Consider the following 26482-nt stretch of genomic DNA (forward strand, 5'->3'; position numbering starts at 1 on the left):
AGGACAGAACAATGAAATTCAGTGAACTGTGGTTACGCGAATGGGTGAACACCACGCTGGACAGCGAAGCGCTTTCTAACCAGATCACCATGGCAGGCCTGGAAGTTGACGGCGTTGAGCCGGTTTCAGGTGCCTTTAATGGCGTGGTCGTAGGTGAAGTGGTTGAATGCGGCCAGCATCCTAATGCAGACAAACTGCGCGTAACAAAAGTGAACGTGGGCGGCGAGCGCCTGCTGGATATCGTCTGCGGTGCGCCAAACTGCCGTCAGGGGCTGAAAGTTGCTGTGGCAACCGTCGGTGCGGTACTGCCGGGCGATTTCAAAATTAAAGCGGCTAAGCTGCGCGGTGAGCCGTCTGAAGGCATGCTGTGCTCGTTCTCCGAACTGGGTATTTCCGACGATCACAATGGCATCATTGAGCTGCCGCTGGATGCGCCAATTGGCACCGATATCCGTGAATACCTGAAGCTTGATGACAACACCATTGAAATCAGCGTCACGCCAAACCGTGCTGATTGCTTAGGTATCATCGGCGTAGCGCGCGATGTTGCGGTGCTGAACCAGGTTGAGCTGAACGTACCAGACATCACGCCAGTAGCTGCAACCATTACCGACACTCTGCCAATTCAGGTTGAAGCCGCCGATGCGTGCCCGCGTTACCTGGGGCGTGTTGTGAAAGGCATTAACGTTAAAGCGCCAACCCCTCTGTGGATGAAAGAGAAACTGCGTCGCTGTGGTATTCGCTCCATTGATGCGGTTGTTGACGTCACTAACTACGTTCTGCTGGAGCTTGGCCAGCCAATGCACGCGTTCGATAAAGATCGTATCGAAGGCGGAATTGTTGTACGTATGGCGAAAGAGGGTGAAACCCTGGTTCTGCTGGACGGCAGCGAAGCAAAACTGAACGCTGATACCCTGGTGATTGCAGATCATGGCAAAGCGCTGGCGATGGGCGGTATCTTCGGGGGCGAGCACTCAGGCGTGAACGACGAGACGCAAAACGTCCTGCTGGAATGCGCCTTCTTCAGCCCGCTCTCCATCACCGGTCGCGCACGCCGTCACGGCCTGCATACCGATGCCTCCCACCGCTACGAGCGCGGCGTTGACCCGGCGCTGCAGTACAAAGCGATGGAACGCGCGACCCGCCTGCTGATCGATATCTGCGGCGGCGAAGCTGGCCCGGTTATTGATGTGACAAACGAAGCCACTCTGCCAAAACGCGCAACCATCACTCTGCGTCGCAGCAAGCTGGATCGTTTGATTGGGCACCACGTTGCCGATGCGCAGGTCACCGACATTCTGAAGCGCCTGGGCTGTGAAGTCACCGAAGGTCAGGACGAATGGAAGGCCGTTGCGCCATCATGGCGTTTCGACATGGAGATCGAAGAAGACCTGGTGGAGGAAGTGGCTCGCGTATACGGTTATAACAACATCCCTGATGAGCCTGTACAGGCGGGTCTGGTGATGGGCACCCACCGTGAAGCTGACCTGTCTCTGAAGCGTGTGAAAACCATGCTCAATGATAAAGGTTACCAGGAAGTGATCACCTACAGCTTTGTTGATCCGAAGCTGCAGCAGTTGATCCATCCGGGCCAGGAAGCGCTGATCCTGCCAAGCCCAATCTCCAGCGAAATGTCCGCGATGCGTCTGTCTCTGTGGACAGGGCTGCTGGGTACGATTGTTTACAACCAGAATCGCCAGCAAAACCGTGTGCGAATTTTCGAAAGCGGTTTGCGCTTTGTACCGGATAATCAGGCAAATTTAGGCATCCGTCAGGATCTTATGCTGGCTGGTGCCATCAGCGGTAACCGCTATGAAGAGCATTGGGATCTGGCGAAAGGGACGGTTGATTTCTACGATATGAAGGGCGATCTGGAAGCAATTCTCGATCTGACCGGTAAATTATCTGAAATTGAATTCCGTGCAGAAGCCATTCCGGCACTGCATCCGGGGCAAAGTGCAGCCATTTATTTAGACGGCAAACGTGTTGGTTTCATTGGTGTTGTTCACCCTGAGCTGGAGCGTAAACTGGATCTGAATGGCCGTACCATCGTGTTCGAGCTGGAGTGGAACCCGGTTGCAGACCGCGTCATTCCTCAGGCGCAGGACGTGTCACGCTTCCCGGCGAACCGCCGTGATATCGCGGTTGTGGTCGCGGAAAATGTGCCCGCAGCAGATATTTTGGCCGAATGTAAGAAAGTTGGCGTAAATCAGGTAGTTGGCGTAAACTTATTTGACGTGTACCGCGGCAAGGGCGTAGCAGAAGGTTTCAAGAGCCTTGCTATCAGCCTTATCCTTCAGGATACCAGCCGTACACTCGAAGAAGAGGAGATTGCCGCTACCGTCGCCAAATGTGTAGAGGCATTAAAAGAGCGATTCCAGGCATCATTGAGGGATTGAACCTATGGCGCTTACAAAAGCTGAAATGTCAGAATATCTGTTTGATAAGCTTGGGCTTAGCAAACGGGATGCCAAAGAGCTGGTAGAGCTGTTTTTCGAAGAGATCCGTCGTGCTCTGGAAAATGGTGAACAGGTAAAACTCTCCGGTTTTGGCAATTTTGATTTGCGAGACAAAAACCAACGTCCGGGCCGCAACCCGAAGACGGGGGAAGATATTCCCATTACAGCTCGCCGCGTGGTGACCTTCAGACCCGGCCAGAAGTTAAAAAGCCGTGTCGAAAACGCAACGCCCAAAGCAGAGTAATATGAACTAACTAAAAAGGCCGCTCACGCGGCCTTTTTTCTTTGCGCTCTTTGGCAAACCCGCCGTAAAATCAATTACATCTTACGTCAATAAAACTGTACACATGCTTGATTACGCCTATCGCCAGCACCGTTCCGATCAACGTCGCCTGTTTTTGCTGGTGCTGCTTCTTGTTGTCGCCGCCGGCATAAGCCTGTGTGCGGGCGACAGATGGATAGGGCCTGAAAGCTGGATGAGCCCTGACGGGCAGATCTTCATCTGGCAAATACGTCTGCCGCGCACCGTGGCGGTGATCCTGGTGGGGGCTGCACTGGCGCTCTGCGGCACCATTATGCAGGCATTGTTCGACAACCCGCTGGCGGAACCCGGGCTGCTCGGCGTATCGAACGGCGCAGGCGTGGGGCTGATAGCGGCCGTCATGCTTGGCGGGGGAGCACTCTCCGGGTGGAGTATCAGCCTGAGCGCCATTACTGGCGCATTGCTGATAACGCTCATTCTCCTGCGTTTCGCCAGACGGCACTTATCGACCAGCCGTCTGCTGCTTGCCGGGGTAGCGCTGGGTATCATCTGTAGCGCGCTGATGACCTGGGCGGTCTACTTCTCGACCTCCTTTGACCTGCGTCAGCTGATGTACTGGATGATGGGCGGTTTTGGGGGCGTGGACTGGCACCAGGGCTGGCTGATGGTTCTTCTGATCCCGGTCATATTGTGGGCGACCATGCAGGCACAACCACTCAATATGCTCGCGCTGGGTGAAACATCCGCTCGCCAGCTCGGGATGCCACTGGCGTTCTGGCGTAATGTGCTGGTTATTGCCATTGGCTGGCTGGTGGGGGTCAGCGTGGCGCTGGCGGGGGCGATTGGTTTTATCGGGTTGGTTATTCCGCATATGCTTCGCCTGTGTGGCCTCACCGACCATCGAACCTTACTTCCGGCCTCGGCAGTCGCCGGGGCGGTAACACTGCTGGTGGCCGATATCATCGCCCGGCTTGCCCTGACAGCCGCGGAACTGCCCATTGGTGTAGTGACCGCCACGCTGGGCGCGCCGGTATTTATCTGGCTACTATTAAAAGCCGGACGTTAAATCACGATCCGTAAGACAACCAGAGGGAATGCTATGCAGTCAGATATCCTGAACACAAAAGTGACCACCATTGATGGCGATAACACCACGCTGGAAGGCTACAAAGGCAATGTATTGCTGATCGTCAACGTGGCATCCAAATGTGGCCTGACGCCACAGTACGAGCAGCTGGAGAACATTCAGAAAGCGTGGGAGAAAGACGGTTTCACCGTGCTGGGTTTCCCCTGCAACCAGTTCCTGGGCCAGGAGCCGGGCAGTGAAGAAGAGATCAAAACGTTTTGTAGTACGACCTACGGTGTGACGTTCCCGCTGTTCAGCAAAATTGATGTTAACGGCGAAGATCGCCATCCGCTGTTTGCGAAGCTGATTGCTGCCGCGCCGACAGCCGTTGCGCCAGAAGGCAGCGGCTTTTATGAACGTATGGCGAGCAAAGGTCGGGCACCGCTCTACCCGGATGATATTCTGTGGAACTTTGAAAAATTCCTGATTGGTCGTGATGGCCAGGTGGTTCAGCGTTTTTCACCGGATATGACGCCTGAAGATCCGATCGTCATGGAATCTATCAAGCTGGCGCTGGCGAAATAATGTCGTTGCTGATGCAGCTCACGGACGTTGCCGAGAAGGGACGTCTGGAGCCGATAACCGGTACCCTCAATGCGGGAGAGATCCTGCATCTTGTTGGGCCCAACGGCGCAGGGAAGAGCACGTTGTTGGCCCGTATGGCGGGGCTAACCTCCGGGCAAGGGCAGATATCGCTGCTGGAGCATACTCTAACTGACTGGTCGCCGGTCTCGCTGGCGCACCGGCGCAGTTACCTTGTGCAGCAACAAATGCCCCCTTTTGCGATGCCTGTCTGGCATTATCTGATGCTGCATTTGCACGACAAACAACATACGGCACTGCTGACTGAAGTGGCTGCGGCCCTGGGGCTAGAAGATAAACTGTCCCGACACGCCAGCCAGCTTTCCGGCGGAGAATGGCAGCGAGTGCGCCTGGCGGCGGTCATTGTTCAGATTCACCCGGCAGGTAACCCTCACGGGCGGATGCTGCTTCTGGATGAGCCGATGAGCGGTCTGGATGTGGCGCAGCAGGCGGCGCTGGATTCGCTGTTAAGTAGTCTGAGCCGAAAGGGTATCGCCGTGGTAATGAGCAGTCATGACCTCAACCATACCTTGCGGCATGCCCACCGGGTGTGGTTGCTGTCACGTGGAAAGATGATCGCCAGCGGGACGCGGGATCAGGTTCTTACGCCGCCAAATCTTGCCCTTGCGTACAATATGTCTTTCCGCAGGCTGGATATAGAGGGACATAAGATGCTGATTTCTACCGGGCAGGAGTAACCGTTTCTTGCCTGTTAGCACAATTGCACGCTAAATTACGAAAAGAACAAAAAAAGCAGAGGATTCGTCTGAAAATGCGATTCTGGTTTCTCCTGATGGCAGCGTTATTTCTCGCGGGATGCAGTAGCCATCGTGCGCCGCCGCCTAACCCACGGCTTTCAGATTCTATCACCGTCATTGCCAGCCTCAACGATCAGCTGAGCAACTGGCGCGGTACGCCTTATCGCTATGGCGGCATGAGCCGTGGCGGTGTAGATTGTTCTGGTTTTGTCCTGATGACGTTCCGCGACAAGTTTGACTTACAGCTTCCGCGCGAAACGCGCAAGCAGGCAGAAATAGGGACTGAAATTGATAAAGATGAGCTTCTGCCTGGAGACCTGGTGTTTTTCAAAACCGGGTCGGGTGAAAGCGGTCTTCACGTTGGAATTTATGATACAGACAATCAGTTTATTCACGCCTCGACCAGCCGCGGAGTGATGCGATCTTCTCTCGATAATGTGTACTGGCGTAAAAACTTCTGGCAAGCACGACGTATTTAGTCTGCCCCGGATGTGTCTTTATGACGGCATGGTAGCGAATAAATCATGCCGTTTTTTCGCAAATAAGATGATTAAAGTTAAATTTACCTAAAATTAGCTAAGCCCGCATGTGTCTGTTTTATCTAAAACTGGCTATTATTCAGTAACCAGGATAAGATTATTTTAGATTCAGGGATAAATCTGAAAATTAATACGGAACTAATGAAATTAATCTTATTAAAATCAAGACAGTGGAATTGTGTCGGCAATTGCTCCAGGATGTCCTCTCTCATCTTTAATGCGGGGCGAGTGCAATGATAATTACGCTAGATAATGCTTACCAGTCTGAACTATTGTTCATGCCTGCCCGTAATAGTGCAGGTGAGCTTAAAGGTTTAGAGGTTCTGGTTAACTTTACTGGCGTCGGCACTGATGTAAGGATCCCCACTGACCTCGTTATCCCTCGTCTTACAGCGACAGAAGAGTTAGCGTTGTTTAACGAGAAACTGCAATTGCTTGATACCTGCAAACTGTTTTTTATTCAGCATCAGTTAATTGCATGGATCAATATTACACCTGTTATTGTTGAGTTTTTATTAAGCAATGGAAACGCTGTTTCAATCCTTGAGCGTTATCCGTTTATTGAGTTTACTGTTAATGAGAACTATCCAGGTTTAAATAACGGAAAAGACGATCTCCAGTTGGCAAGAATGGCGATCCATTTCCCGTTGGTTCTGGCAAACTTTGGTGCAGGCGCAGCATCCCTCAAAGCCGTCTATGATGGATTATTTAAACGGGTGATCATCGACAAAGGGTTCATTCAGCAGCGTGCATCGGAGCTTTCTTTTGAACCTTTTATGCGTGCAATTCTCTGGCAGATAACACCCCATTGCCAGTCTGTCATCGTAGCCGGAATCGACGATCACAACCTGTTGCAACGTGTCTTGTCCTTTAACGTCGGCGCGATGCAGGGAGCGCTCTGGCCAGCGGTCAGTGCAGAGCACGTCACCACGCTGGTTCAGCGATAACCCTTTCTTTCACCCGTGTTTAAGTGCGGGTAAACCCTCTACACTAAAAGCAGGAGGACTTATGACCCTGTCTTTTACTGCTCACTGGCATGACGAGTTGCCTGGTTTTTACACAGCACTCAAACCAACACCCTTACAAAATTCGCGTCTTATCTGGCACAACGATCGGCTGGCAGAGGAGCTGGCGATTCCACCTGCCATGTTTCAGCCTTCAGACGGCGCTGGCGTCTGGGGGGGCGAAAAGCTCCTCGCAGGCATGAAACCCCTGGCTCAGGTCTATAGTGGACACCAGTTTGGCGTCTGGGCGGGGCAACTGGGCGACGGCAGGGGGATCCTGCTTGGTGAACAACAGCTTCCCAACGGGGAGACGGTTGACTGGCACCTGAAAGGCGCAGGCCTTACCCCTTACTCGCGGATGGGGGATGGGCGTGCGGTATTACGTTCAACGATTCGTGAATGCCTGGCATCTGAAGCGATGCATGCGCTCGGGATCCCGACCACCCGTGCGCTGTCGATTGTCACCAGCGACACGCCGGTTGCGCGCGAAACGATGGAAAAAGGGGCGATGCTGATGCGCATTGCGCAAAGTCATTTGCGCTTTGGCCATTTTGAGCACTTTTACTATCGCCGCGAGACGGAAAAGGTGCGTCAGCTTGCAGACTACGCTATCGCTCATCACTGGCCACATTTGCAGGATGAGGATGATAAATACGTTCTCTGGTTCCGGGATGTGATTGCCCGTACTGCATCAATGATCGCGCGCTGGCAAACGGTAGGATTCGCCCACGGCGTCATGAATACGGACAACATGTCGCTCCTGGGGTTGACCTTTGATTACGGTCCGTTTGGGTTCCTGGATGATTATCAGCCGGGATATATCTGTAATCACTCCGATTATCAGGGCCGTTACAGCTTTGACAATCAGCCTGCGGTTGGATTGTGGAACCTGCAACGTCTTGCGCAAACGCTGTCACCGTTTATCGACGTTGATGCCCTGAATGACGCGCTCGATAGCTATCAGGATATTTTGCTGCGTGAATACGGCATGTTGATGCGCAACAAGCTGGGGCTGATGACCCAGGAAAGGGGGGATAACGAGATCCTCAATGACCTGTTTGCCCTGATGGCGCGTGAAGGCAGTGATTATACCCGTACTTTCCGGATGCTGGGCCAGACGGAGCAGCACAGTGCCGCCTCACCGTTGCGGGACGAGTTTATAGACAGGCAGGCGTTTGACGACTGGTTTGCCCGGTACCGCACGCGGTTGCAGCAAGAGCAGGTTGACGATACCACCCGGCACGCGCAGATGAACGCGGCGAACCCGGCGATGGTGTTACGCAACTGGCTGGCCCAACGGGCGATTGAGCAGGCAGAGCAGGGTGAGTATGACGAGTTACACCGTCTGCATGTGGCGTTACGCACGCCGTTTGCCGACAGGGATGACGATTACGTCAGCCGCCCGCCTGACTGGGGCAAGCGGCTGGAGGTAAGCTGCTCAAGTTAGTCATTTTGCCGGGTGACGCGACGCTCACCCGGCTTACCCGTCACTGTGCGACCCACCCACCATCCATGTTCCATGCGACGCCCCGGACATTTACGGCGCTGTCGCTGCACAAAAATAGCGCCAGTTCGCCCAACTGTTCCGGGGTGACAAACTCACCTGAAGGCTGTTTCTCCGCCAGAAGCTGGTCTCGTGCCTGGTCAGGTACGACGCCATCGGCAATGCGTTTGTCGATTTGCTGTTGTACCAGAGGAGTCAGTACCCAGCCCGGGCAGATCGTATTGGCGGTAATCCCCGTGCGGGCGGTTTCGAGCGCCAGGGATTTCGTAAAGCCCACCACGCCATGCTTGGCGGCGACATAGGCCGACTTTTCTTTTGACGCGACTAGCCCATGAACGGAGGCAATGTTAATGATGCGGCCCCAGTTTTTCTCACGCATGGCAGGCAGTGCCAGCCGGCTGGTGTGAAAAACAGAGGAGAGATTCAGCGCGATAATGTCATTCCATTTCTCTACCGGAAATGCCTCAACCGGGGCCACATACTGTATTCCGGCATTGTTAATCAGAATATCCACACTACCAAACTGCGATTCGGCGTAGCGCATCATGGCTTCAATTTGCAGTACGTCACGCAGGTCTGCATCGTGATAGCCCGGCTTTTTGCCGAGTTGCGCAATCTCTTCTCTTGCTGATTCGCTGTCGCCGAAACCGTTGAGGATCAGCTGCGCCCCGGCCTTCGCCAGCACGCGGGCGATCCCAAGTCCAATACCGCTTGTCGAACCGGTCACCAGAGCGGTTTTACCCTTCAGATTCATTTTTCTCTCCTTAAACAATGCCGGTCAGATAGAACACGGCAATGACAAAAAGCACTGCCAGACTTTTTATGAGGGTGATGGCGAAAATACCGCCATAGGCCTGACGATGACTCAGGCCGGTGATTGCCAGCAAGGTAATCACCGCGCCATTGTGGGGAAGCGTGTCCATACCACCGCTTGCCATCGAGGCCACGCGGTGCAGAACTTCCAGAGGAATATTGGCGGCGTGCGCAGCGGCAATAAAGCTGTCAGACATTGCCGCGAGTGCAATGCTCATCCCCCCGGAGGCGGAACCGGTGATCCCGGCGAGGACGGTCACGCTGATCGCTTCGTTTAACAGCGGGTTTGGGATCGCGGCCAGCCCTTTTGACAGCACCAGAAAACCAGGCAGTGCAGCAATAACGGCCCCGAAACCATATTCAGAGGCCGTATTCATCGCTGCCAGAATGGCGCCGCTGACCGCCGTCCGGCTGCCTTCAGCCAGACGCCCGCGGATATTGCGAAAACCAAAAATCAGCACCAGCATGATGCCGGAGATCAGCGCCGCCTCCACGGCCCAGATGGCGGTGATTTTACTCACTTCGGTCACAATCGGTTTCGCCAGACCTGGCAGGGTGAGCTCATGGCTCGTACCGTACCAGCCAGGGATCCAGCGGGTAAACAGCAGGTTGAGGATACCCACCAGCAGCAAAGGGGAGATAGCAATCAGCGGATGTGGCAGATTTATGTTGTCCGGCGTTTCTGGTTCATTTTTGAGGTCCGAGCCGTAACCTTCATTGTTATTGAGTGCTTTACGGCGCTGACGCTCCAGCCAGAGCAGGCCAAAACAGATAATAAACAGGGAACCGATCACCCCAAGCCACGGCGCGGCCCAGGCGTTAGTACCAAAGAAGCTGGTGGGGATAATGTTCTGGATTTGAGGCGTGCCGGGCAGGGCGTCCATGGTAAACGAAAATGCCCCCAGCGCCACGGTGGCCGGGATCAGCCGTTTGGGGATACCGCTCTGGCGGAACAGTTCGGCGGCAAACGGATAGACCGCAAACGCCACCACGAACAGCGAAACGCCGCCATAGGTTAACAGCGCACAGACCAGAACAATGACCGGTATCGCGTGGCGACGACCGAGGATCCGAATGGCGGAGGCGACGATCGATCGTGAGAAACCGGAAAGCTCAATCAGCTTGCCAAAAACGGCACCCAGCAGAAACACCGGGAAGTAGAGCTTGACGAAGCCCACCATTTTTTCCATAAACAGACCGGTAAACGTCGGTCCGACAGCCCCCGGGTCGGTCAGCAACACTGCACCCAGCGCCGCAATCGGCGCAAACAAAATAACGCTATATCCGCGATAGGCCGCCAGCATCAGCAATGCCAGTGCCGCCAGGGCAATTAACACACTCATTACGACTCCTCACTATCATTGTTATATTCGGGTACCAACGAGATGTTTAACGCTCGACGGTCAGAGCGATGCCTTGTCCGCCGCCTACGCACAGGGTGACGAGTCCTTTTTTAGCCCCCTGACGCTGCATTTCGTACAGCAGCGTGACGAGAATGCGGCAGCCGGAAGCACCAATCGGATGACCCAGCGCAATCGCGCCACCGTTGACGTTCACCTTTGACTCATCCCAGCCGAGCAGCTTGCCCACCGCCAGCGCTTGCGCCGCAAAGGCTTCATTGGCTTCAATGAGATCCACGTCATCGAGCGTCCAGCCAGCCCGCGCCAGAGCCGTCTGACAGGCACTGACCGGACCAATTCCCATCACGGATGGGTCGACGCCCGTCACGGCGTAACTCGCGATGCGGCCCAGGATCGGCAAACCGCTTTCCCGCGCTTTTTCCTCGCTCATCAACAGCACCGCGGCGGCACCATCATTGAGCGTTGAGGCATTACCCGCCGTAACCGTGCCTTCCTCGTGTAAAAACGCGGGGCGCAGTTGCGCGAGCTGTTCTGCGGTGGTTCCCGGCCGGGTCTGTTCATCACGGCTGATGATCAGGGGCGGCTTTTTACCCTGTTTCACCGTCACTGGCACTATCTCGGCGTCGAATCGACCGGATTCAGCCGCGGATGCAGCTTTTTGCTGCGACCGGGCGGCAAAAGCGTCCTGCTGCTCACGAGAAATGCTGTACTGCCGGGCGATGTTTTCTGCAGTGATCCCCATGTGGTAATCGTTGAACGCATCCCATAGCCCGTCGGTAATCATGCTGTCCTGCAGGCCCGTATGACCAAAACGCAACCCTGATCGCGCACCGTCCAGCAGATAAGGCGCGTTGCTCATGCTCTCCTGACCGCCCGCGATAACCACGTCGGCATCACCACAGCGGATCGCCTGCGCGGCCAGTTGCACCGCTTTTAAGCCCGCACCACACACCAGATTGACCGTTGTCGCGGGCGTTTTGACAGGTAACCCGGCGCGGATTGCCGTCTGGCGCGCGGGGTTTTGTCCACAACCTGCCGTCAGCACCTGACCAAAAAGCAGCTCATCTATTTGATCTGCATGCAAACCGCTGGTCGCAAGCAGGTGTTGTACCGCTACTGCACCCAGCTCAACTGCAGAAAGGGAGGCGAGCGAACCGCGAAAACCACCCACAGGGGTTCGCGCTGCCCCGACAATCATGACGTTTTTCATGTTGAGTCCTCAGTTGAAGCGCATCTCGCGAACGTCGTCCGCCAATTTTATTTTCCCGGCCGTTTTCGCCACGATCTCGTCGATACTCACCCCCGGAGCGTATTCCCGAAGAATGAACGTGCCGTCCTTGATCTCCAGTAACGCGAGGTCGGTTAAGACCCGACGGATGCAGCCCACGCCCGTGAGAGGCAGCGTGCAGCGGGGGAGTAGTTTTGATTCACCACTTTTTGAGGCGTGGGTCATTACCACTATGATGTTCTGTGCCCCGGCAACGAGATCCATTGCTCCTCCCATCCCTTTCACCATCTTCCCGGGGATCATCCACGAGGCGATATTCCCTTCGACGTCCACTTCAAACGCACCCAATACGGTCAGATCGACATGACCGCCGCGGATCATGGCAAACGACTGAGCCGAGTCGAAAATGGCAGCACCGATCCGCGCGGTCACCGTCTGTTTACCGGCGTTAATCATGTCGGCGTCGAGGTTACGCTCATCCGGAAATTCCCCCATTCCCAGCAGACCGTTTTCCGACTGAAGCATCACATCCATCCCCGGCGGAATGTAGTTCGCCACCAGGGTAGGGATGCCGATCCCCAGGTTGACGTAGTAACCGTCGCGCAGCTCGCGAGCGACGCGCATTGCCATCTGTTCACGGGTCAACATTGTCAGACTCCTTCCGCGCGCAGCGTGCGCTGTTCAATGCGTTTTTCAAACTGGCCGACAATCACTCTGTCGACGTAAATTCCTGGGGTGTGAATAGCGGACGGAGGCAGTTCGCCCGGAGGAACAATTTCTTCCACCTCCACAACGGTTATCCGGCCCGCCGTGGCCATCAGCGGATTAAAGTTTTGCGCGGTATGGCGATAGATAACGTTGCCGTACCAGTCTGCTTTCCAGCCTTTGATAAGCGCGAAATCACCCGTAATGGCCTCTTCGAGGATGTAGTGTTTCCCCGCAAACTGACGAATTTCCTTGCCAGTCGCCACGGGAGTGCCATAACCGGTGGCGGTGTAAAATGCCGGAATACCGGCTCCACCCGCGCGCACTTTTTCTGCCAGCGAGCCCTGAGGCGTGAGTTCAATCTCCAGCTCACCGCTCAATACCTGTTGCTCGAATAGCGCGTTCTCACCCACGTAAGACGCCACCACCTTGCGTACCTGCCGCGTCTCAAGCAGTATTCCGAGGCCGAAACCATCCACGCCGCAGTTGTTTGAAACCACCGTCAGATCGTTCACCTGACGGCGTCTGACTTCTGCAATCAGGTTCTCTGGGATGCCACACAAGCCGAAACCGCCTGCCAGCAAGGTCATTCCGTTCGTCAGCCCATCCAGCGCTTGCGCATAGCTACTGACGCGTTTATCCAGTCCCGCCATCGTCATCTCTCCCGTTGTCCGTGCCGGTATCATTAGGGGCGGTGACTCATTTGTTAATTTTGAATTTGTGACTCACTCATTTGGTTTTTTTATTAATTTACTGTTAACTAAATTTTTTCAATTAGTTAACAGGATGAAAAATGAGAATGAGTGTCAAACAGTTACGCGCGTTTTTAGCGGTAGCTCACACTCTGAATTTCGCGCACGCCAGCGAACGGCTAAATCTCTCTCAGCCAGCACTGAGCCTGACGATTAAAGGTCTTGAGGATGTGCTGGGAGGGCCGCTGCTGCAGCGGAGCACGCGTAAAGTGGCGTTGACACAGGAAGGGGAGACGTTTTTGCCCATGGCGCGGCAACTGCTTGCCGACTGGGATAACGTCGAAGAGGCGATGCATCAGTGTTTTACGCTACAGCGTGGCAAAATCTCGGTCGCGGCCATGCCGTCGTTTGCCGCGAATGTCTTACCGGAGGTACTCAAAGCCTTTCGCGATCGCCACGCCGGGATCAACGTCACCGTGCATGATGTCATCAACGAACACGTGATCGAGATGGTTCGGGAAGGGCGGGTGGAGATGGGGATCGCGTTTGAGCCGGCACCCACGCATAACCTGCTGTTTACGCCCCTGGGTCTCGACAGATTTGTCGCCATTGTGCCGAAAGATTCCTCTCTTGCCGGTAAAAAACGCTTGTCATGGGAAGAGCTGCTGACGCTGGATTTCATCACCCTGCAGCGACCCTCAGCGGTACGTCTGATGATGGAAGAGGAACTGGCCCGAAGCGGCAGAAAACTGGATGTGGCGCTGGAGAGTCATCAACTGGTGACGGTGGGGCGGATGGTCGCCAGTGGATTGGGCGGCAGCGCTGTTCCGGCATTGTGCGAAACACAGATGGCTGCGTTAGGCGCGGTCTGTATTCCACTGGATAACCCGCTTATTGAGAAATGCATTGGCGTGATCCATCCAGGGCACACACAGCTTTCAAAAGCGGCGCGTGCCCTGCTGGAAACACTGAAGGATTTTTATCAGCCTGGTCAGGGGGCGAGAAACACCTGCGGCGTGGCGTAATCTGGATGTCTGCCGACGAGCACTTCTGCCCCGTACCAGTGTGCCAGCGCATCAGCCTGCAAAACGGCTTCAGGTACGCCTTCGCAGACCAATCTGCCATTGTGTAACAGCAGGATCCGATCCGCCCACAGCGCCGCCAGATTAAGATCGTGCAGCACGACGCAGACGTGGAGATCTCCCTGATGGGTCAGGGATTTCAGCAGGCGCAGCAGATGTTGCTGGTGATAGAGATCCAGCGCAGACGTGGGTTCATCAAGGAACAGCCAGCCGCGCGGCGCACCCTCGTGCCACAGCTGCGCCAGCGCCCGCGCAAGCTGGATCCGCTGCTGTTCCCCACCGGAGAGTGCGGCAAACTGCCTGCCCGCCAGCGGTAAACATCCGGTAATCTGCATCACCTCCTGAACAACTGCGGGTTCGGGGTAGCGAGTCCAGGGAGCGCGGCCCATGCCGACTACCGCCTCCACAGGCCAGTCGAAGCCGAGCTGCGTGTTCTGGCGCATCACCGCCCGGCGGCGAGCGAGTCTTTCCGGCTGCCAGGCATTGAGGGGGATATCTGCCAGGTTGCACTGCCCGCCAGTAGGGTTTAAATAGCCCGTGAGCAGCCGCAGTAACGTCGATTTTCCGGCGCCATTCGGGCCAATCAACGCCACCATTTCACCCATGGATAAATCCAGGGATACCTCGTTTATAAGCGTCCGGTGTCCGGTGTGGAAATCTATTTTTTCTGCACAATAGCGTTCAGCCATGCTCGCCTCCACGACGAAAGATCAGCCACAGAAACCACGGCGCGCCGAGAAGGCTGGTCAGCAAACCAACCGGCATTTCCGCCGGGGCGACCAGGGTACGAGCCACCGTATCCGCAATCAGCAGCAGCGCCGCGCCGGCGAGTACAGATCCGGGGATCACCGCCCGGTGATCTGCCCCGAGCCACATGCGCATCAGGTGGGGGACCACAAGACCGACAAAACCGATAACGCCACTGACCGCTACCGCAGCGGCGACCAGCAAGGCGCTACACAGCAGCAGGATCCGCTGCACAACCGCAACCTCCACACCAAGATAGTGCGCTTCTTCTTCACCCAATTGCAGTAAATTGAGCGCGCTGGCAAGACGCCATATCACCAGAAGAGTGGGCATCATCAGCGAGGTGACGGCCAGCAATGTTGACCATTGCGCCTGGCCGAGGCTGCCCATACCCCAAAGTGAAAGCTGGCGAAGCTGTGCATCATTACTGAGCCATGACAGCACACCGACGGCTGCCCCGCACAGGGCATTAATGGCGATACCTACCAGCAACAACCGGGAGAGCGAGCTGTTACGCTGCTGGCTGAGAAGGAAAATCACGAAAGTGGCAGACAGCGCGCCGAAAAAGGCCGCGATCATCGGGGCATAAAGCATGACCAGCGCAGGTAACGAGAGCGGAATAACCACCCATAACGCAACGGCAAGCGCCGCACCGCTGCTGATCCCGAGCAGGCCCGGATCTGCCAGCGGGTTACGAAATAACCCCTGCATTACACAGCCTGCCAGCGCCAGTGAACCCCCAATAACCAGCGCCAACAGCACTCGGGGCAGGCGTATGGTCAGCCAGATCTGACGCAGCGCATCATCGCTGCCGTTCCACAGCAGGCTGACCGGTAGATGCAACGCGCCAAAACCGGTCGCCACGATCGTCATCGTCGTGAGGAGTGCGGTCAGTATCCACAGTGACAAGGTGATCCGTCGGGACATCAGGGTAGTTGCTCCGCTCTGACGCGCAACTGCTGAATTGCCTGCGGCGTTCGCACGCCAAAGCCCAGAAGCGCCATATCATCAATTGCCAGCAGCTGCTTGTTGCGTCCCGCCGGCGTTTGCGCCAGACCCGGCAGTTTCCAGAGATTGTCTTCACCGCCCAGCGCGTTGATACCCTCCTGAGAAATCACCACCAGGTCGGGCTGGCTGGCAATCACGCCCTCCTGTGACAGCGGTTGATAGCGGGTAAAACCTTGCATCGCATTTCTAAGCCCCGCCGCCTGAATGGCGGCATCCGCTGCGGTCTGTTGTCCGGCAGCCATTGCGGTCATCCCTCCATGGTTGAGGATAAACAGCACCCGCTTGTTGAGTGGCGAGGCGGGCAGGGCGGTCAGGGCCTGACGTAACGTGTTACGCAGGATTTCTCCCTCAACCTCGCGATGTGTCGCTTGCGCGATGACCCGCACCTTTTCATCAATGACGCCCAGCGCGTTACTTGCCGGAACGGTGACGACCCTGATATGGCTTTGCTCAACCTGTTTTAATGCCAGAGACGGTTGCGCCTGGGCGCTTGCCAGCACCAGGGTGGGACGCATGGACAAAATGCCTTCCGCATTCAGCTGGCGCAAATATCCCACGTCAGGCAGATCGTTTGCTGCCTGTGGCCACTGACTGGTACTGTCGCGAGCCACCAGAGACGACTGTGCGCCAAGGGCAAAGACAATTTCCGTCACGTCGCCGCCAAGCGTAACGATTTTCTCCTGCGTGGCGGCAAACGCCATCAGGGGCAGGGCGCTGAGAACGGCGAGCCATTTTTTCATGCGGACAACCCTTTCGCCGTTAAGGCGTCAATCTGGCTACGCCATTGGCTCTGTTCCGGCTCGCCTTCGGTACGCTGACCATACAGCTGAGCGATTTGCGTGCCGTCGGCGGCAAACAGCTCCAGGCTAGTGACATGCCCGTCAGCCGTCGGTTTGCGCGTGACCCACGTTTCCGCAATGGCTTCTTCAAGCAGATGCAGGGTAAAGGTCGGGTTAAAGATGTTGAGCCAGCCTTTCATCGGCACCAGCTTTTCCACCGCGCCGGTGAAGATCTGCACGCAGCCGCGGTTGCCGACAAACACCATTATTTCGTTGCCGTCCTGGCGCGCCGTCTCCAGCAGCTGCGCCAGCGCGGAGTTCTCTACCCTGCAGGCCAGATCGTCACCCACCAGGTTAAACGCCTGCTGGCGGCTGAGATTGTGGCGCTTCAGCAGGCCGAAGAACTGGTGCACGTCGGTCATGGCGCGCCACTCTGTGTCCACGAGCGCGGCTTGCGCGTTTTCTGCGTGAACCGGGACATCGGCCACCTTTAACGCCAGCGGTGGATTATCGGCAAAGATAAAGCGGCTCAGTACGTCGCTCCAGGCGGATACGTCGGTGCTATCGGTGGCGTAGACCTTCAGCAGCGCATCACCCTGATGGTCGAAGAACTGGATGCTCTGACGCTCGCCGCGCGCGGTAGCTTCACTGATGTGAAAAACGCTCGCCCACTGATTGAGGAACAGACGCAGATCCAGTCCGCGTGGGTTCAGTACCAGCCCGGCGTGACCGTGGAGATGCTGATTGGTGAAGGTCCCTACCTGCTCGTGAACGGCATGGTCATTGCGGCAAATGCATTTGGTTTCGCCCACGGCTTCCAGCGCGCCAAGGATATCGCGGATCTCACCGTTCAGGCGCCAGGCATCGTGGCCGACGCGGGCAAAGGTCAGTTCAGCTTCACTGATGTTCATTAAACCTGCGATGTCACGCGCGTACTTACCCGGGTTTTCTTCTTTTAGCTCAAGCCAGCGTGTGTAGTGATTCATTGTTTCGTCCTTCTTCATGGATGCCCCGGTGAACCGGGGCGAGGGGGTTACCACTGATAGCTTACGAAAATCTTGCCGTTGCGACCGTCCTGCGGAATACCCTGCGGTGACCAGTATTCTTTGTCGAAGGCGTTACCCAGCACCACCGTCGTTGTGATGCCTTTCAGTTGTGCCTGACCCTGATAGCTGACGTAGAAATCGTTGACCGCGTAGCCAGGCTGCTTTTTGTAACTGCTGCTGATGTGCGTTGAACGGTCAACAAAGGTACCTATCCAGCCCACGGAGAAACCGCTTTGCGCTACCGGGATATCCAGCTTGCTGGTGACGGTGTCCGGGTTAATGCTGGAGATGTACTCTCCCGTGTCGGTATCTTTCCCGCGCGTGCGGTTATAGGCCAGGTCAAGGTTGAAGATCTCGGCGGAGTATTTCGCCATTACGTCCCAGCCCCAGATTTTGGCATTGGGAACGTTATAGGACATGGTGGTCGCCGCCGCGAAATCGACGGTAGTGGAGATGTAGTCTTTGGCTTTCGTATCGAAATAGCTCGCTTTGAACTCCAGGGCATCGTTCGCCAGCATCAGATCGTCAAAGCGCAGACCAAAACCGAACTCCTGAGTTTCATTGGTCTCCGGACGCAGGTTCGGGTTTGGCACCCAGTAGTTGGTATAGAAGCGGCCTATCGAGAAGTGCTTTGCATCGTTATACATTTCACCCATGGTCGGCGCGCGGAAGGCCTGCGCGTAAGAGCCGAACAGCATCAGCCAGTCGGCTGGGCTGACGGTTAAGCCGGCGCGGGATGACCACTTATCGGCATCCACATCGTCATAACCATCACTGCTGCCGCGATAGTTGTCATAACGCGTCCCCCCCAGCAGGGTGATGGGCAGATCGCGCAGGGTAATTTCATCCTGCAGCCAACCGGAGCTGAAGTCGATTTTTGCGTCCGGGAAACCGGTCGTCGCACCGCCCGGGTTTTGCTCCTGGCGGTAATATTCTCCGCCGTAGGTCAGGAGGTGTGAGGCAAAGGAGTCGCTAAACAGTCGGGTGCGGTTTTCCACCTTCCCACCTTTCGTGGTTTGCTTGCGGAATTCACCGCTGCCGCTGATGTTCTGGGCGTTAATGCGCGCTTCAGACCAGTAGATTTTGGCATCGGCGTTCAGCCAGTCATTGCCTTCCGGCGCGATGTTGTAGCCCAGCTGAGCGTCACGCTGGATGGTGGAACGGTCAGTCATGGGGTTGCTGGAGGCATCCGCTTTAATGGTTTGCGGATTTTTGGGTTCCTGTGCGTCGTTGTTATAGTAGCGCAGGGAGCCGCTCAGGGTCTGCGCCGGGTCGATTTTCCATCGACCTTTTGCCAGCATGTTGTTAATGGATTCATCATTTGGTGCTGCTGTACCGTTGCTCTGACGAATGTCACCCCGGTCACGGCTCGACCAGGAGACCAGACCGTCCAGCGTGTCGGTGCGGCCATACGCGCTGGCCCCCATTCCGAGGCTATGATCGCCCGTTGCACCTGTAGCAAATACGCGGTAGCCGCTGTTTTTTCCCGGCTCCAGCAGGTCTTTGGCGTCGGCAGTATCATAGGAGATCACGCCGCCCAGCGCGCCACTTCCGTAGAGCAGGGCGGATGGTCCGCGAACCACTTCAACACGTTTAATCAGCGACGGATCGAGGAAGGTGCTGTTCAGGTGGCCGGTATCGGTTCCCTGGCGCACGCCGTCAACCAGCACCAGCACGCCGCGGCGGTCATAGCCGCGCAGGTTCACGTCCTGCCCGTTGGTGCGCCCGGTGCCGTCCAGTGTGAGACCAGGTACGTTACGCAGCAGGTCGGCAGCAGAGCTGGCGGTTTGTTTCTCCGGCGCGCTGGCGTCAATCACGCTCACCATCATCGGAGCTTCAAAGGCGCTGCGGGCGTTGCCCGTGGCGGTGACGGTAATATCATCTGCGGCAGCAAACGCGACGCCCGGCAGGGTACTGACGACTGCCAGAGCCAGAATTGACGGGCGTAAAGACGCGGAATGCAGGTATGGCATAGCAACTCTCCATTAAGAATCGAAAGCGCTGGCTGCCTGGGGAACACCTGGGTGGCTGGCGAAGTTATCGTGTTGTTTATTTAGTCAGGATCAGTTTTCCGGCATGGGTCTGGCGTAGCAGGTAGTGCTGACCGTCATGCTCGATAATCACCCGCCCCTCATCGCCGAGCAGGGCTTTGCTGTCAATCCGACGCTCGGTGGAGGCAGGGGCTGTGTGTGTTTTTTCTGGCGTTGCCGCGTTGTTATCCGTACGTGACATAATGTTTATAAATGACAATCAATGCAACAATGATAATCATTATCAATAAACTGTAAATTCACAGCAAGCGTTTTTGTGAAAAAAGGGTGAGAGGATCAAATTTGGGGGTGAAGTGCGGTTTGATGCCCTCACCCCGCCCCTCTCCCACAGGGAGAGGGAGAAGGGCTGGATTTTAGAAGCGCGTATCTACCGCAGAAGCCAGTTTCTCCAGCAGCAGTTCGCTGTCTTCCCAGCTCAGGCACGGGTCGGTAATTGATTGACCGTACACTATTGGCTGTCCGGCAACGATCTTCTGCGTGCCTTCCTTGATGAAACTTTCGGCCATAATCCCCGCGATGGCGGTTGAGCCGCTGCGGATCTGCTGGCAAATTTCATCGCACACATCCAGCTGGCGGCGATGCTGTTTCTGACAGTTCCCGTGGCTGAAATCCACGACCAGATGTTCCGGCAGGTCGAACTCTGCCAGTGTTTCACAGGCGGCTGCAATATCTTGTGCATGGTAATTGGGTTTCTTCCCACCGCGCATAATGATATGCCCGTACGGGTTACCGCTGGTCTGGTAGATGGTCATGTGACCGCTCTTATCCGGCGACAGGAACATATGGCTGGCACGGGCAGCGCGGATCGCATCTACCGCGATACGGGTGTTACCGTCAGTTCCGTTTTTAAAGCCGACCGGACAGGAGAGGGCGGAGGCCATCTCGCGGTGGATTTGGCTTTCGGTGGTACGTGCGCCAATTGCGCCCCAGCTGATGAGATCGGCGATAAACTGCCCGGTCACCATATCGAGAAATTCGGTCGCCGTTGGTACGCCCAGTTCATTGACCTGCAGGAGCAGTTTGCGCGCCAGCTCAATACCGTGGTTCACGCGGTAGCTACCGTTCAGATCAGGATCGGAAATCAGGCCTTTCCAGCCCACTACGGTCCGCGGTTTTTCAAAGTAGGTTCGCATCACGATCTCAAGGCGATGCTGGTATTTGTCCCGCAGCCCCTGAAGTCGTTTGGCATAATCCATTGCGGCATCCAGATCGTGGATGGAGCAAGGCCCAATCACTACCAGAAGACGTTTGTCTTCACCATTCAGGATTTTTTCAATGCGCCGGCGGGAAGCCGTGACATGTTCCGCAACGGTGGCGGAAACAGGATGCCGCAGTGCCAGTTCAGCTGGGGTAACCAGGCTGTCGATGCGCGCAGTGCGGAGTTCGTCGGTTTTATTCATGGAATGTCTCAGAAAATTTTTGCTTCATCGGCAGACTACCGGGAAGTGATGGGCATCACCTTAAACCAATCCCTGCTGATTTCAAGTTCGGGGCGACACCGCCCCGTGGTTGCCGATGATGATACCTGAATCTGAGCTAATGTACTAGCATATTAGTACATGCGACGATTAAGCCCCATGATGTCGAGAATTTTGGTGGCAATTTCTTCAACCGAATAGTTGGTGCTGTTCAGCCACGGGATCTGGTTTTTGCGGTACAGCGCTTCCACTTCGGAGACCTCCATCCGGCACTGGCGCATGGAGGCGTAGCGGCTGTTCTCGCGGCGTTCTTCGCGGATGGCGGCAAGGCGTTCCGGGTTGATCGTCAGGCCGAACAACTTATGTTGCAGAGGCTTAAGGGCGGCAGGTAGCACCAGGTTATCCATGTCGTCAGCAATAAAGGGGTAGTTTGCGGCACGAATACCAAACTGCATCGCCAGATAGAGGCTGGTTGGCGTTTTGCCGCAGCGCGATACGCCAAGCAGGATCACCTGCGCCTGGTCAAGATTACGCAGCGAGATACCGTCGTCATGTGCCAGGGTGTAATCAATGGCAGCGATACGCGCATCGTACTTGGTCAGATTGCCGGGGTTTAGCCCGTGGGTACGGTGAGCGATCGGGGTCGGATCAAGCTTAAGCTCGCTTTGCAGCGGAGCCACCAGTGCCTGGACGATATCCTGACAGAAGCCTTCACTTTGCAGAATGATGGAGCGAATCTCGGGGATCACGATCGAGTAGAACACCAGCGGGCGGACGCCGGTCTGCTGGTAGATGGCATCAATCTGGTCCTTCACCGCTTTGGCGCGGCTCTCATTTTCGACAAACGGCAGCGTGATGCTGTTAATCGAAACGGGAAACTGCGACATCACCGCATGGCCCAGCACCTCGGCGGTGATCGCCGTACCATCAGAAATATAAAAAACGTGGCGATCGACAGCATTATCCATTTTACTCACCCTGAATATCATACCTAATTGCCTGAAAGCATAAATTAAAAAAGTAAATTACACAGCAAAGAACTTATCTTAATTATAAATGAAACGATGTTTTTGATTTTCCTGAAAAGTGGATTTCATTTTTCAAATAGCGACTTTATTTTTGTGGTTTCTGGCTGAATATATAGGAATCATCGGGTTCGTGGGTGATGGGAAAGTATCCGAAAAGTTGAAAATTTAAATTGCTTACACGATTCACCGTTTTTTTAGCGCTAATAAATATGCCACTATAAATACGTAGTCAGGTGTTACTTACTCCGATCAAATATCACAAAAGGATTGTTTCGATGTCCAACAATGGCTCGTCACCGCTGGTGCTTTGGTATAACCAACTCGGCATGAATGATGTAGACAGAGTTGGGGGCAAAAATGCCTCCCTGGGTGAAATGATTACAAATCTGTCGGGTATGGGTGTCTCCGTACCAAACGGGTTTGCCACAACTGCCGATGCGTTTAACCTGTTTTTAGACCAGAGCGGCGTGAACCAGCGCATTTACGACCTGCTGGATAAAACGGATATTGATGACGTTACCGAGCTTGCCAAAGCCGGGTCACAAATCCGCCAGTGGATTATCGACACACCTTTCCAGCCGGAACTGGAAAAAGCCATTCACGATGCGTACAACCAGCTCTCTGCTGACGATGCGCAGGCCTCCTTTGCCGTGCGTTCTTCTGCAACCGCAGAAGATATGCCAGACGCCTCGTTTGCCGGGCAGCAGGAAACCTTCCTGAACGTGCAGGGATACGATGCCGTGCTGGTGGCGGTGAAGCACGTGTTCGCTTCCCTGTTCAACGACCGTGCCATCTCTTATCGCGTGCACCAGGGCTATGACCATCGCGGCGTAGCACTTTCCGCAGGTGTACAGCGCATGGTGCGCTCGGACGTGGGCTCATCCGGCGTGATGTTCTCCATTGATACCGAATCCGGCTTCGACCAGGTGGTGTTTATCACCTCCGCGTGGGGTCTGGGTGAGATGGTGGTTCAGGGGGCGGTCAACCCTGATGAATTCTATGTCCACAAACCAACGCTGGCTGCTGGCCGCCCGGCGGTGGTGCGCCGCACTATGGGCTCGAAAAAAATCCGCATGATCTATGCCCCAACCCAGGAGCATGGCAAGCAGGTTAAAATTGAAGATGTACCGCAGGAGCAGCGTGACCGCTTCTCCCTGACTGACGCTGAAGTACAGGAACTGGCGAAGCAGGCGGTACAGATTGAAAAACACTACGGTCGTCCAATGGACATCGAATGGGCGAAAGACGGGAACACCGGCAAGCTGTTTATCGTGCAGGCGCGTCCGGAAACCGTCCGCTCTCGCGGCCAGGTTATGGAGCGTTATACGCTGCACGCGCAGGGTAAAATCGTTGCGGAAGGTCGTGCTATCGGTCACCGCATCGGTGCTGGTCCGGTCAAAGTGATCCACGACATCAGCGAGATGAACCGTATTGAGCCAGGCGACGTGCTGGTGACCGACATGACCGACCCGGACTGGGAACCGATCATGAAGAAAGCGGCGGCTATCGTCACCAACCGTGGCGGTCGTACCTGTCACGCGGCGATCATTGCCCGCGAGCTGGGTATTCCTGCGGTTGTCGGCTGCGGTGATGCCACTGAGCGCATGAAAGACGGACAGAATGTAACTGTCTCCTGCGCCGAAGGCGATACCGGCTATGTGTATGCCGATATCCTCGACTTCAGCGTGAAAAGTTCCAGTGTTGAAACCATGCCGGACCTGCCGCTGAAGATCATGATGAACGTTGGCAACCCGGACCGCGCGTTTGACTTCGCCTGCCTTCCGAACGAAGGTGTGGGTCTGGCACGTCTCGAATTTATCATCAACCGTATGATCGGCGTTCACCCGCGTGCACTGCTGGAGTTTGATGATCAGGACCCGAAACTGCAGAACGAAATCCGCGAGATGATGAAAGGCTACGACTCACCGAAAGAGTTCTACGTCGGCCGTCTGACGGAAGGGATTGCCACCCTGGGTGCCGCCTTCTACCCGAAACGCGTGATCGTGCGTCTGTCTGACTTTAAGTCTAATGAATATGCCAACCTGGTGGGCGGCGAGCGCTACGAGCCGGAAGAAGAGAACCCAATGCTGGGCTTCCGTGGGGCTGGACGTTATGTGTCCGAAAGCTTCCGCGACTGCTTCGCGCTGGAGTGTGAAGCGGTTAAACGCGTGCGCAACGACATGGGACTGACCAACGTCGAAATCATGATCCCGTTTGTGCGTACGGTGGATCAGGCGAAAGCCGTTGTGGACGAGCTGGCGCGTCAGGGGCTGAAGCGCGGCGAGAACGGGCTGAAGATCATCATGATGTGTGAAATCCCGTCCAATGCCCTTCTGGCCGAGCAGTTCCTGGAACACTTCGACGGCTTCTCGATCGGCTCGAACGACATGACGCAGCTGACGCTGGGCCTGGACCGTGACTCCGGTGTGGTTTCTGAGCTGTTCGATGAGCGTAACGAGGCGGTGAAAGCGCTGCTGTCGATGTCCATTCGCGCGGCGAAGAAACAGGGTAAATACGTTGGGATTTGTGGTCAGGGCCCATCCGACCATGAAGACTTTGCCGCATGGCTGATGGAAGAGGGGATTGATAGTCTGTCCCTGAACCCGGACACCGTAGTGCAAACCTGGCTGAGTCTGGCAGAACTGAACAAGTAACACCACCATAACCCGAAAAGGCGAGGAGATTATTCCTCGCCTTTTTTATTTCTCTTCTTATTTGCTCCCCATCACAAATAAAGTAAAAAACCAAATATCATAATTTGTCTGTTAATTTAGACAATTGTTAGCGCGCAAACCGTTGCTAATACTTGAGCCTTACTGCGCATTTCCCTATCGATGATGCGCAACTGGTTGAAATACGTTTTAACCTGATAAAAAGGCAAATAACAATGACACTTTCCTCTGTATTGCGTACCAAAGATAAAATAGGTTACGGCTTAGGTGATATGGCCAGTGCGCTGGTCTGGCAAACGGCTACGTTATTTCTTGCTTATTTCTATACGGACGTTTTTGGGTTGCCCGCCGCGATTATGGGCACCATGTTTTTAGTGGTACGCGTGGTCGATGCGTTTGTCGACCCGTGCATTGGTGCACTGGTCGACCGTACGCAAACGCGTCATGGTCGTTTCCGTCCCTGGTTGCTGTGGTTCGCCATTCCGTTTGGCGTGAGTTGCCTCATCACCTTCTATGTTCCGGACGTGGGACCGACCGCGAAAATTGCGTATGCCTGCGTGACCTACGCGATCTTAAGCCTGATTTATTCCGCGATTAACGTACCTTACTGCGCCATGCCCGGCGCGCTGACGCTGGATCCGCGCGAGCGTCACTCTCTGCAGTCATGGCGCTTTGGCCTGTCGTTTATCGGTGGGTTGATTGTTACGGCTATTGCCCTGCCGCTGGTCTCATTGTTAGGACAGGGCAACGTGCAGAAAGGCTATTTCTATGCCATGAGCCTGATGGGACTACTCGGGATTGTACTGTTCTTCTGCTGCTTCCTGATGACTCGCGAGCGTTATTCTCCGCGCAATGATACCTCCGGCTCCATGCTCACCGATTTAAAACTGCTGGCCGGAAACAGCCAGTGGCGTATTGTGTTCGTGTTTAATATTTTGCTGTTAACGGCGGTGGTGACGCGCGGTTCCGCCACCATGTATTACGTCAACTATGTGCTGTTGCGTCCGGAGCTGGTTTTTGCCTTTATTGTTTCCGGAATGGTGGCCTCCTTAAGCGGCGCATTATTATCCGAACGGTTGCTGGGCAAATTTGACCGCGTCCGGGCCTACCAGTGGACCATTATTTCCTTCGTCATCTTCGGCGCGCTGATTTTCTTCCTTCCCCCTTCGCAGGTCTGGCTGATCTTTGGCCTCAATATTGTCTTTAGCTTTGTGCAAAACCTCACCACACCGCTCCAGTGGACCATGTTCTCCGATGTGGTCGACTACGAAGAGCACCGCAGCGGTCGTCGCCTGGACGGGCTGGTTTTTTCCACCGCGCTGTTTGCCATCAAATTTGGCCTGGCGCTGGGTGGGGCGGTCGTCGGCTGGGTCCTTGGTATGGTGGATTACGCCCCGGGACAGGCAACTCAGGCACCGCATGTTCTCTCTACCATTAATGCACTGTTCACCCTTATCCCTTGCGCGTTGTTCCTCTGCATGGTCGCGCTGCTTGCTATCTACAAACTTAACAGCCGGCTGGTGGATTCCATTGCCCGGGAGCTGGCCAGCAAACGTGAGGTGAGACCTGACACGGGGCAACTCAGCCCGGCAACCCCTTCCGCACTACAGGAGTAAAA

24 protein-coding genes are annotated in these 26482 nt (G+C 55.4%); 11 read left to right on the top strand and 13 right to left on the bottom strand.

Annotation, left to right across the window (positions count from 1 at the left end; genetic code table 11):
- Window positions 1–11 precede the first annotated feature (11 nt).
- The 8 genes from pheT (at window position 12) to selO (ending at window position 8177) form a co-directional block, all read left to right on the top strand.
- Window positions 12–2399, top strand: a complete 2388-nt coding sequence (gene pheT, locus ACLHV9_RS10130; RefSeq protein WP_129324518.1) for a phenylalanine--tRNA ligase subunit beta — start codon at window positions 12–14, stop codon at window positions 2397–2399.
- 4 nt (window positions 2400–2403) lie between these two features.
- Complete coding sequence (gene ihfA, locus ACLHV9_RS10135) at window positions 2404–2703, top strand: integration host factor subunit alpha (RefSeq protein ID WP_003857805.1); 300 nt, start codon at window positions 2404–2406, stop codon at window positions 2701–2703.
- Between the two features lie 103 nt (window positions 2704–2806).
- Window positions 2807–3787 (top strand): vitamin B12 ABC transporter permease BtuC, encoded by a 981-nt coding sequence (btuC, locus tag ACLHV9_RS10140; protein WP_108090155.1) that lies wholly within the window; start codon window positions 2807–2809, stop codon window positions 3785–3787.
- Window positions 3788–3820: 33 nt separating this feature from the next.
- Window positions 3821–4372 carry a glutathione peroxidase gene (locus tag ACLHV9_RS10145; protein ID WP_108090154.1) on the top strand — a complete coding sequence of 184 codons (552 nt, stop codon included), beginning with the start codon at window positions 3821–3823 and terminating at the stop codon, window positions 4370–4372.
- A complete protein-coding gene (btuD, locus tag ACLHV9_RS10150; RefSeq protein WP_108090153.1) occupies window positions 4372–5127 on the top strand; it encodes a vitamin B12 ABC transporter ATP-binding protein BtuD in 756 nt (251 codons plus the stop codon). Before ACLHV9_RS10145 ends, btuD begins: the two co-directional genes overlap by 1 nt.
- Before the next feature lie 74 nt (window positions 5128–5201).
- Window positions 5202–5666: an NlpC/P60 family protein gene (locus ACLHV9_RS10155; protein ID WP_028017229.1), complete on the top strand. Its 465-nt coding sequence runs from the start codon at window positions 5202–5204 to the stop codon at window positions 5664–5666.
- A gap of 293 nt (window positions 5667–5959) precedes the next feature.
- Window positions 5960–6673 (top strand): EAL domain-containing protein, encoded by a 714-nt coding sequence (locus ACLHV9_RS10160; RefSeq protein ID WP_028017230.1) that lies wholly within the window; start codon window positions 5960–5962, stop codon window positions 6671–6673.
- Between the two features lie 61 nt (window positions 6674–6734).
- Window positions 6735–8177, top strand: coding sequence for a protein adenylyltransferase SelO (gene selO / locus ACLHV9_RS10165; protein WP_108090151.1), 1443 nt, complete (start codon window positions 6735–6737; stop codon window positions 8175–8177).
- Window positions 8178–8217: 40 nt separating this feature from the next.
- On the opposite strand, the gene ACLHV9_RS10170 is transcribed toward selO, so the two are convergent.
- The 5 genes from ACLHV9_RS10170 to ACLHV9_RS10190 are packed head-to-tail and all read right to left on the bottom strand — an operon-like array spanning window position 8218 to window position 12994.
- Window positions 8218–8988, bottom strand: a complete 771-nt coding sequence (locus ACLHV9_RS10170) for a 3-hydroxybutyrate dehydrogenase (protein ID WP_108090150.1) — start codon at window positions 8986–8988, stop codon at window positions 8218–8220.
- Window positions 8989–8998: 10 nt separating this feature from the next.
- Window positions 8999–10390 (bottom strand): GntP family permease, encoded by a 1392-nt coding sequence (locus ACLHV9_RS10175; RefSeq protein WP_028017233.1) that lies wholly within the window; start codon window positions 10388–10390, stop codon window positions 8999–9001.
- Between the two features lie 46 nt (window positions 10391–10436).
- Window positions 10437–11618: an acetyl-CoA C-acetyltransferase gene (locus tag ACLHV9_RS10180; RefSeq protein WP_108090149.1), complete on the bottom strand. Its 1182-nt coding sequence runs from the start codon at window positions 11616–11618 to the stop codon at window positions 10437–10439.
- Window positions 11619–11627: 9 nt separating this feature from the next.
- Window positions 11628–12284: a CoA transferase subunit B gene (locus ACLHV9_RS10185; RefSeq protein WP_108090148.1), complete on the bottom strand. Its 657-nt coding sequence runs from the start codon at window positions 12282–12284 to the stop codon at window positions 11628–11630.
- A gap of 2 nt (window positions 12285–12286) precedes the next feature.
- On the bottom strand, window positions 12287–12994 hold the full coding sequence (locus ACLHV9_RS10190; RefSeq protein WP_108090147.1) for a CoA transferase subunit A: 708 nt from the start codon (window positions 12992–12994) through the stop codon (window positions 12287–12289).
- 140 nt (window positions 12995–13134) lie between these two features.
- Between ACLHV9_RS10190 and ACLHV9_RS10195 the strand changes: the two genes are divergently transcribed.
- The gene (locus ACLHV9_RS10195; protein ID WP_032666815.1) at window positions 13135–14058 is read left to right on the top strand and encodes a LysR family transcriptional regulator; all 924 of its coding nucleotides are present in this window, start codon (window positions 13135–13137) and stop codon (window positions 14056–14058) included.
- Here ACLHV9_RS10195 and ACLHV9_RS10200 read toward each other — a convergent pair.
- The 8 genes from ACLHV9_RS10200 to ppsR all read right to left on the bottom strand — a co-directional run bounded on the left by ACLHV9_RS10200 (window position 14025) and on the right by ppsR (window position 22132).
- Window positions 14025–14804: a heme ABC transporter ATP-binding protein gene (locus ACLHV9_RS10200; protein WP_028017237.1), complete on the bottom strand. Its 780-nt coding sequence runs from the start codon at window positions 14802–14804 to the stop codon at window positions 14025–14027. The two genes, ACLHV9_RS10195 and ACLHV9_RS10200, sit on opposite strands and share 34 nt — an antisense overlap.
- Entirely contained in the window at window positions 14797–15789 is a 993-nt protein-coding gene (locus ACLHV9_RS10205; protein ID WP_028017238.1) for a FecCD family ABC transporter permease, read from the bottom strand. The genes ACLHV9_RS10200 and ACLHV9_RS10205 overlap by 8 nt, the downstream gene beginning before the upstream one ends.
- Complete coding sequence (locus ACLHV9_RS10210) at window positions 15789–16610, bottom strand: hemin ABC transporter substrate-binding protein (protein ID WP_028017239.1); 822 nt, start codon at window positions 16608–16610, stop codon at window positions 15789–15791. Before ACLHV9_RS10210 ends, ACLHV9_RS10205 begins: the two co-directional genes overlap by 1 nt.
- Window positions 16607–17635 (bottom strand): hematinate-forming heme oxygenase ChuS, encoded by a 1029-nt coding sequence (chuS, locus tag ACLHV9_RS10215; protein WP_108090145.1) that lies wholly within the window; start codon window positions 17633–17635, stop codon window positions 16607–16609. Before chuS ends, ACLHV9_RS10210 begins: the two co-directional genes overlap by 4 nt.
- Window positions 17636–17682: 47 nt before the next feature.
- Window positions 17683–19668, bottom strand: a complete 1986-nt coding sequence (locus ACLHV9_RS10220; protein WP_407220416.1) for a TonB-dependent hemoglobin/transferrin/lactoferrin family receptor — start codon at window positions 19666–19668, stop codon at window positions 17683–17685.
- Window positions 19669–19744: 76 nt separating this feature from the next.
- Complete coding sequence (gene hemP, locus ACLHV9_RS10225; protein ID WP_028017242.1) at window positions 19745–19927, bottom strand: hemin uptake protein HemP; 183 nt, start codon at window positions 19925–19927, stop codon at window positions 19745–19747.
- 172 nt (window positions 19928–20099) lie between these two features.
- Window positions 20100–21146 (bottom strand): 3-deoxy-7-phosphoheptulonate synthase AroH, encoded by a 1047-nt coding sequence (gene aroH, locus ACLHV9_RS10230; protein ID WP_049006390.1) that lies wholly within the window; start codon window positions 21144–21146, stop codon window positions 20100–20102.
- Between the two features lie 152 nt (window positions 21147–21298).
- Entirely contained in the window at window positions 21299–22132 is an 834-nt protein-coding gene (ppsR, locus tag ACLHV9_RS10235; protein WP_028017244.1) for a posphoenolpyruvate synthetase regulatory kinase/phosphorylase PpsR, read from the bottom strand.
- A 335-nt stretch (window positions 22133–22467) separates the two neighbouring features.
- Between ppsR and ppsA the strand changes: the two genes are divergently transcribed.
- Window positions 22468–24846, top strand: a complete 2379-nt coding sequence (gene ppsA / locus ACLHV9_RS10240) for a phosphoenolpyruvate synthase (RefSeq protein WP_028017245.1) — start codon at window positions 22468–22470, stop codon at window positions 24844–24846.
- A gap of 233 nt (window positions 24847–25079) precedes the next feature.
- Complete coding sequence (locus ACLHV9_RS10245; RefSeq protein WP_108090141.1) at window positions 25080–26480, top strand: MFS transporter; 1401 nt, start codon at window positions 25080–25082, stop codon at window positions 26478–26480.
- Window positions 26481–26482 lie beyond the last annotated feature (2 nt).

Source organism: Enterobacter sp. CPE_E890 (assembly GCF_046521475.1).
GTDB lineage: Bacteria > Pseudomonadota > Gammaproteobacteria > Enterobacterales > Enterobacteriaceae > Enterobacter > Enterobacter adelaidei.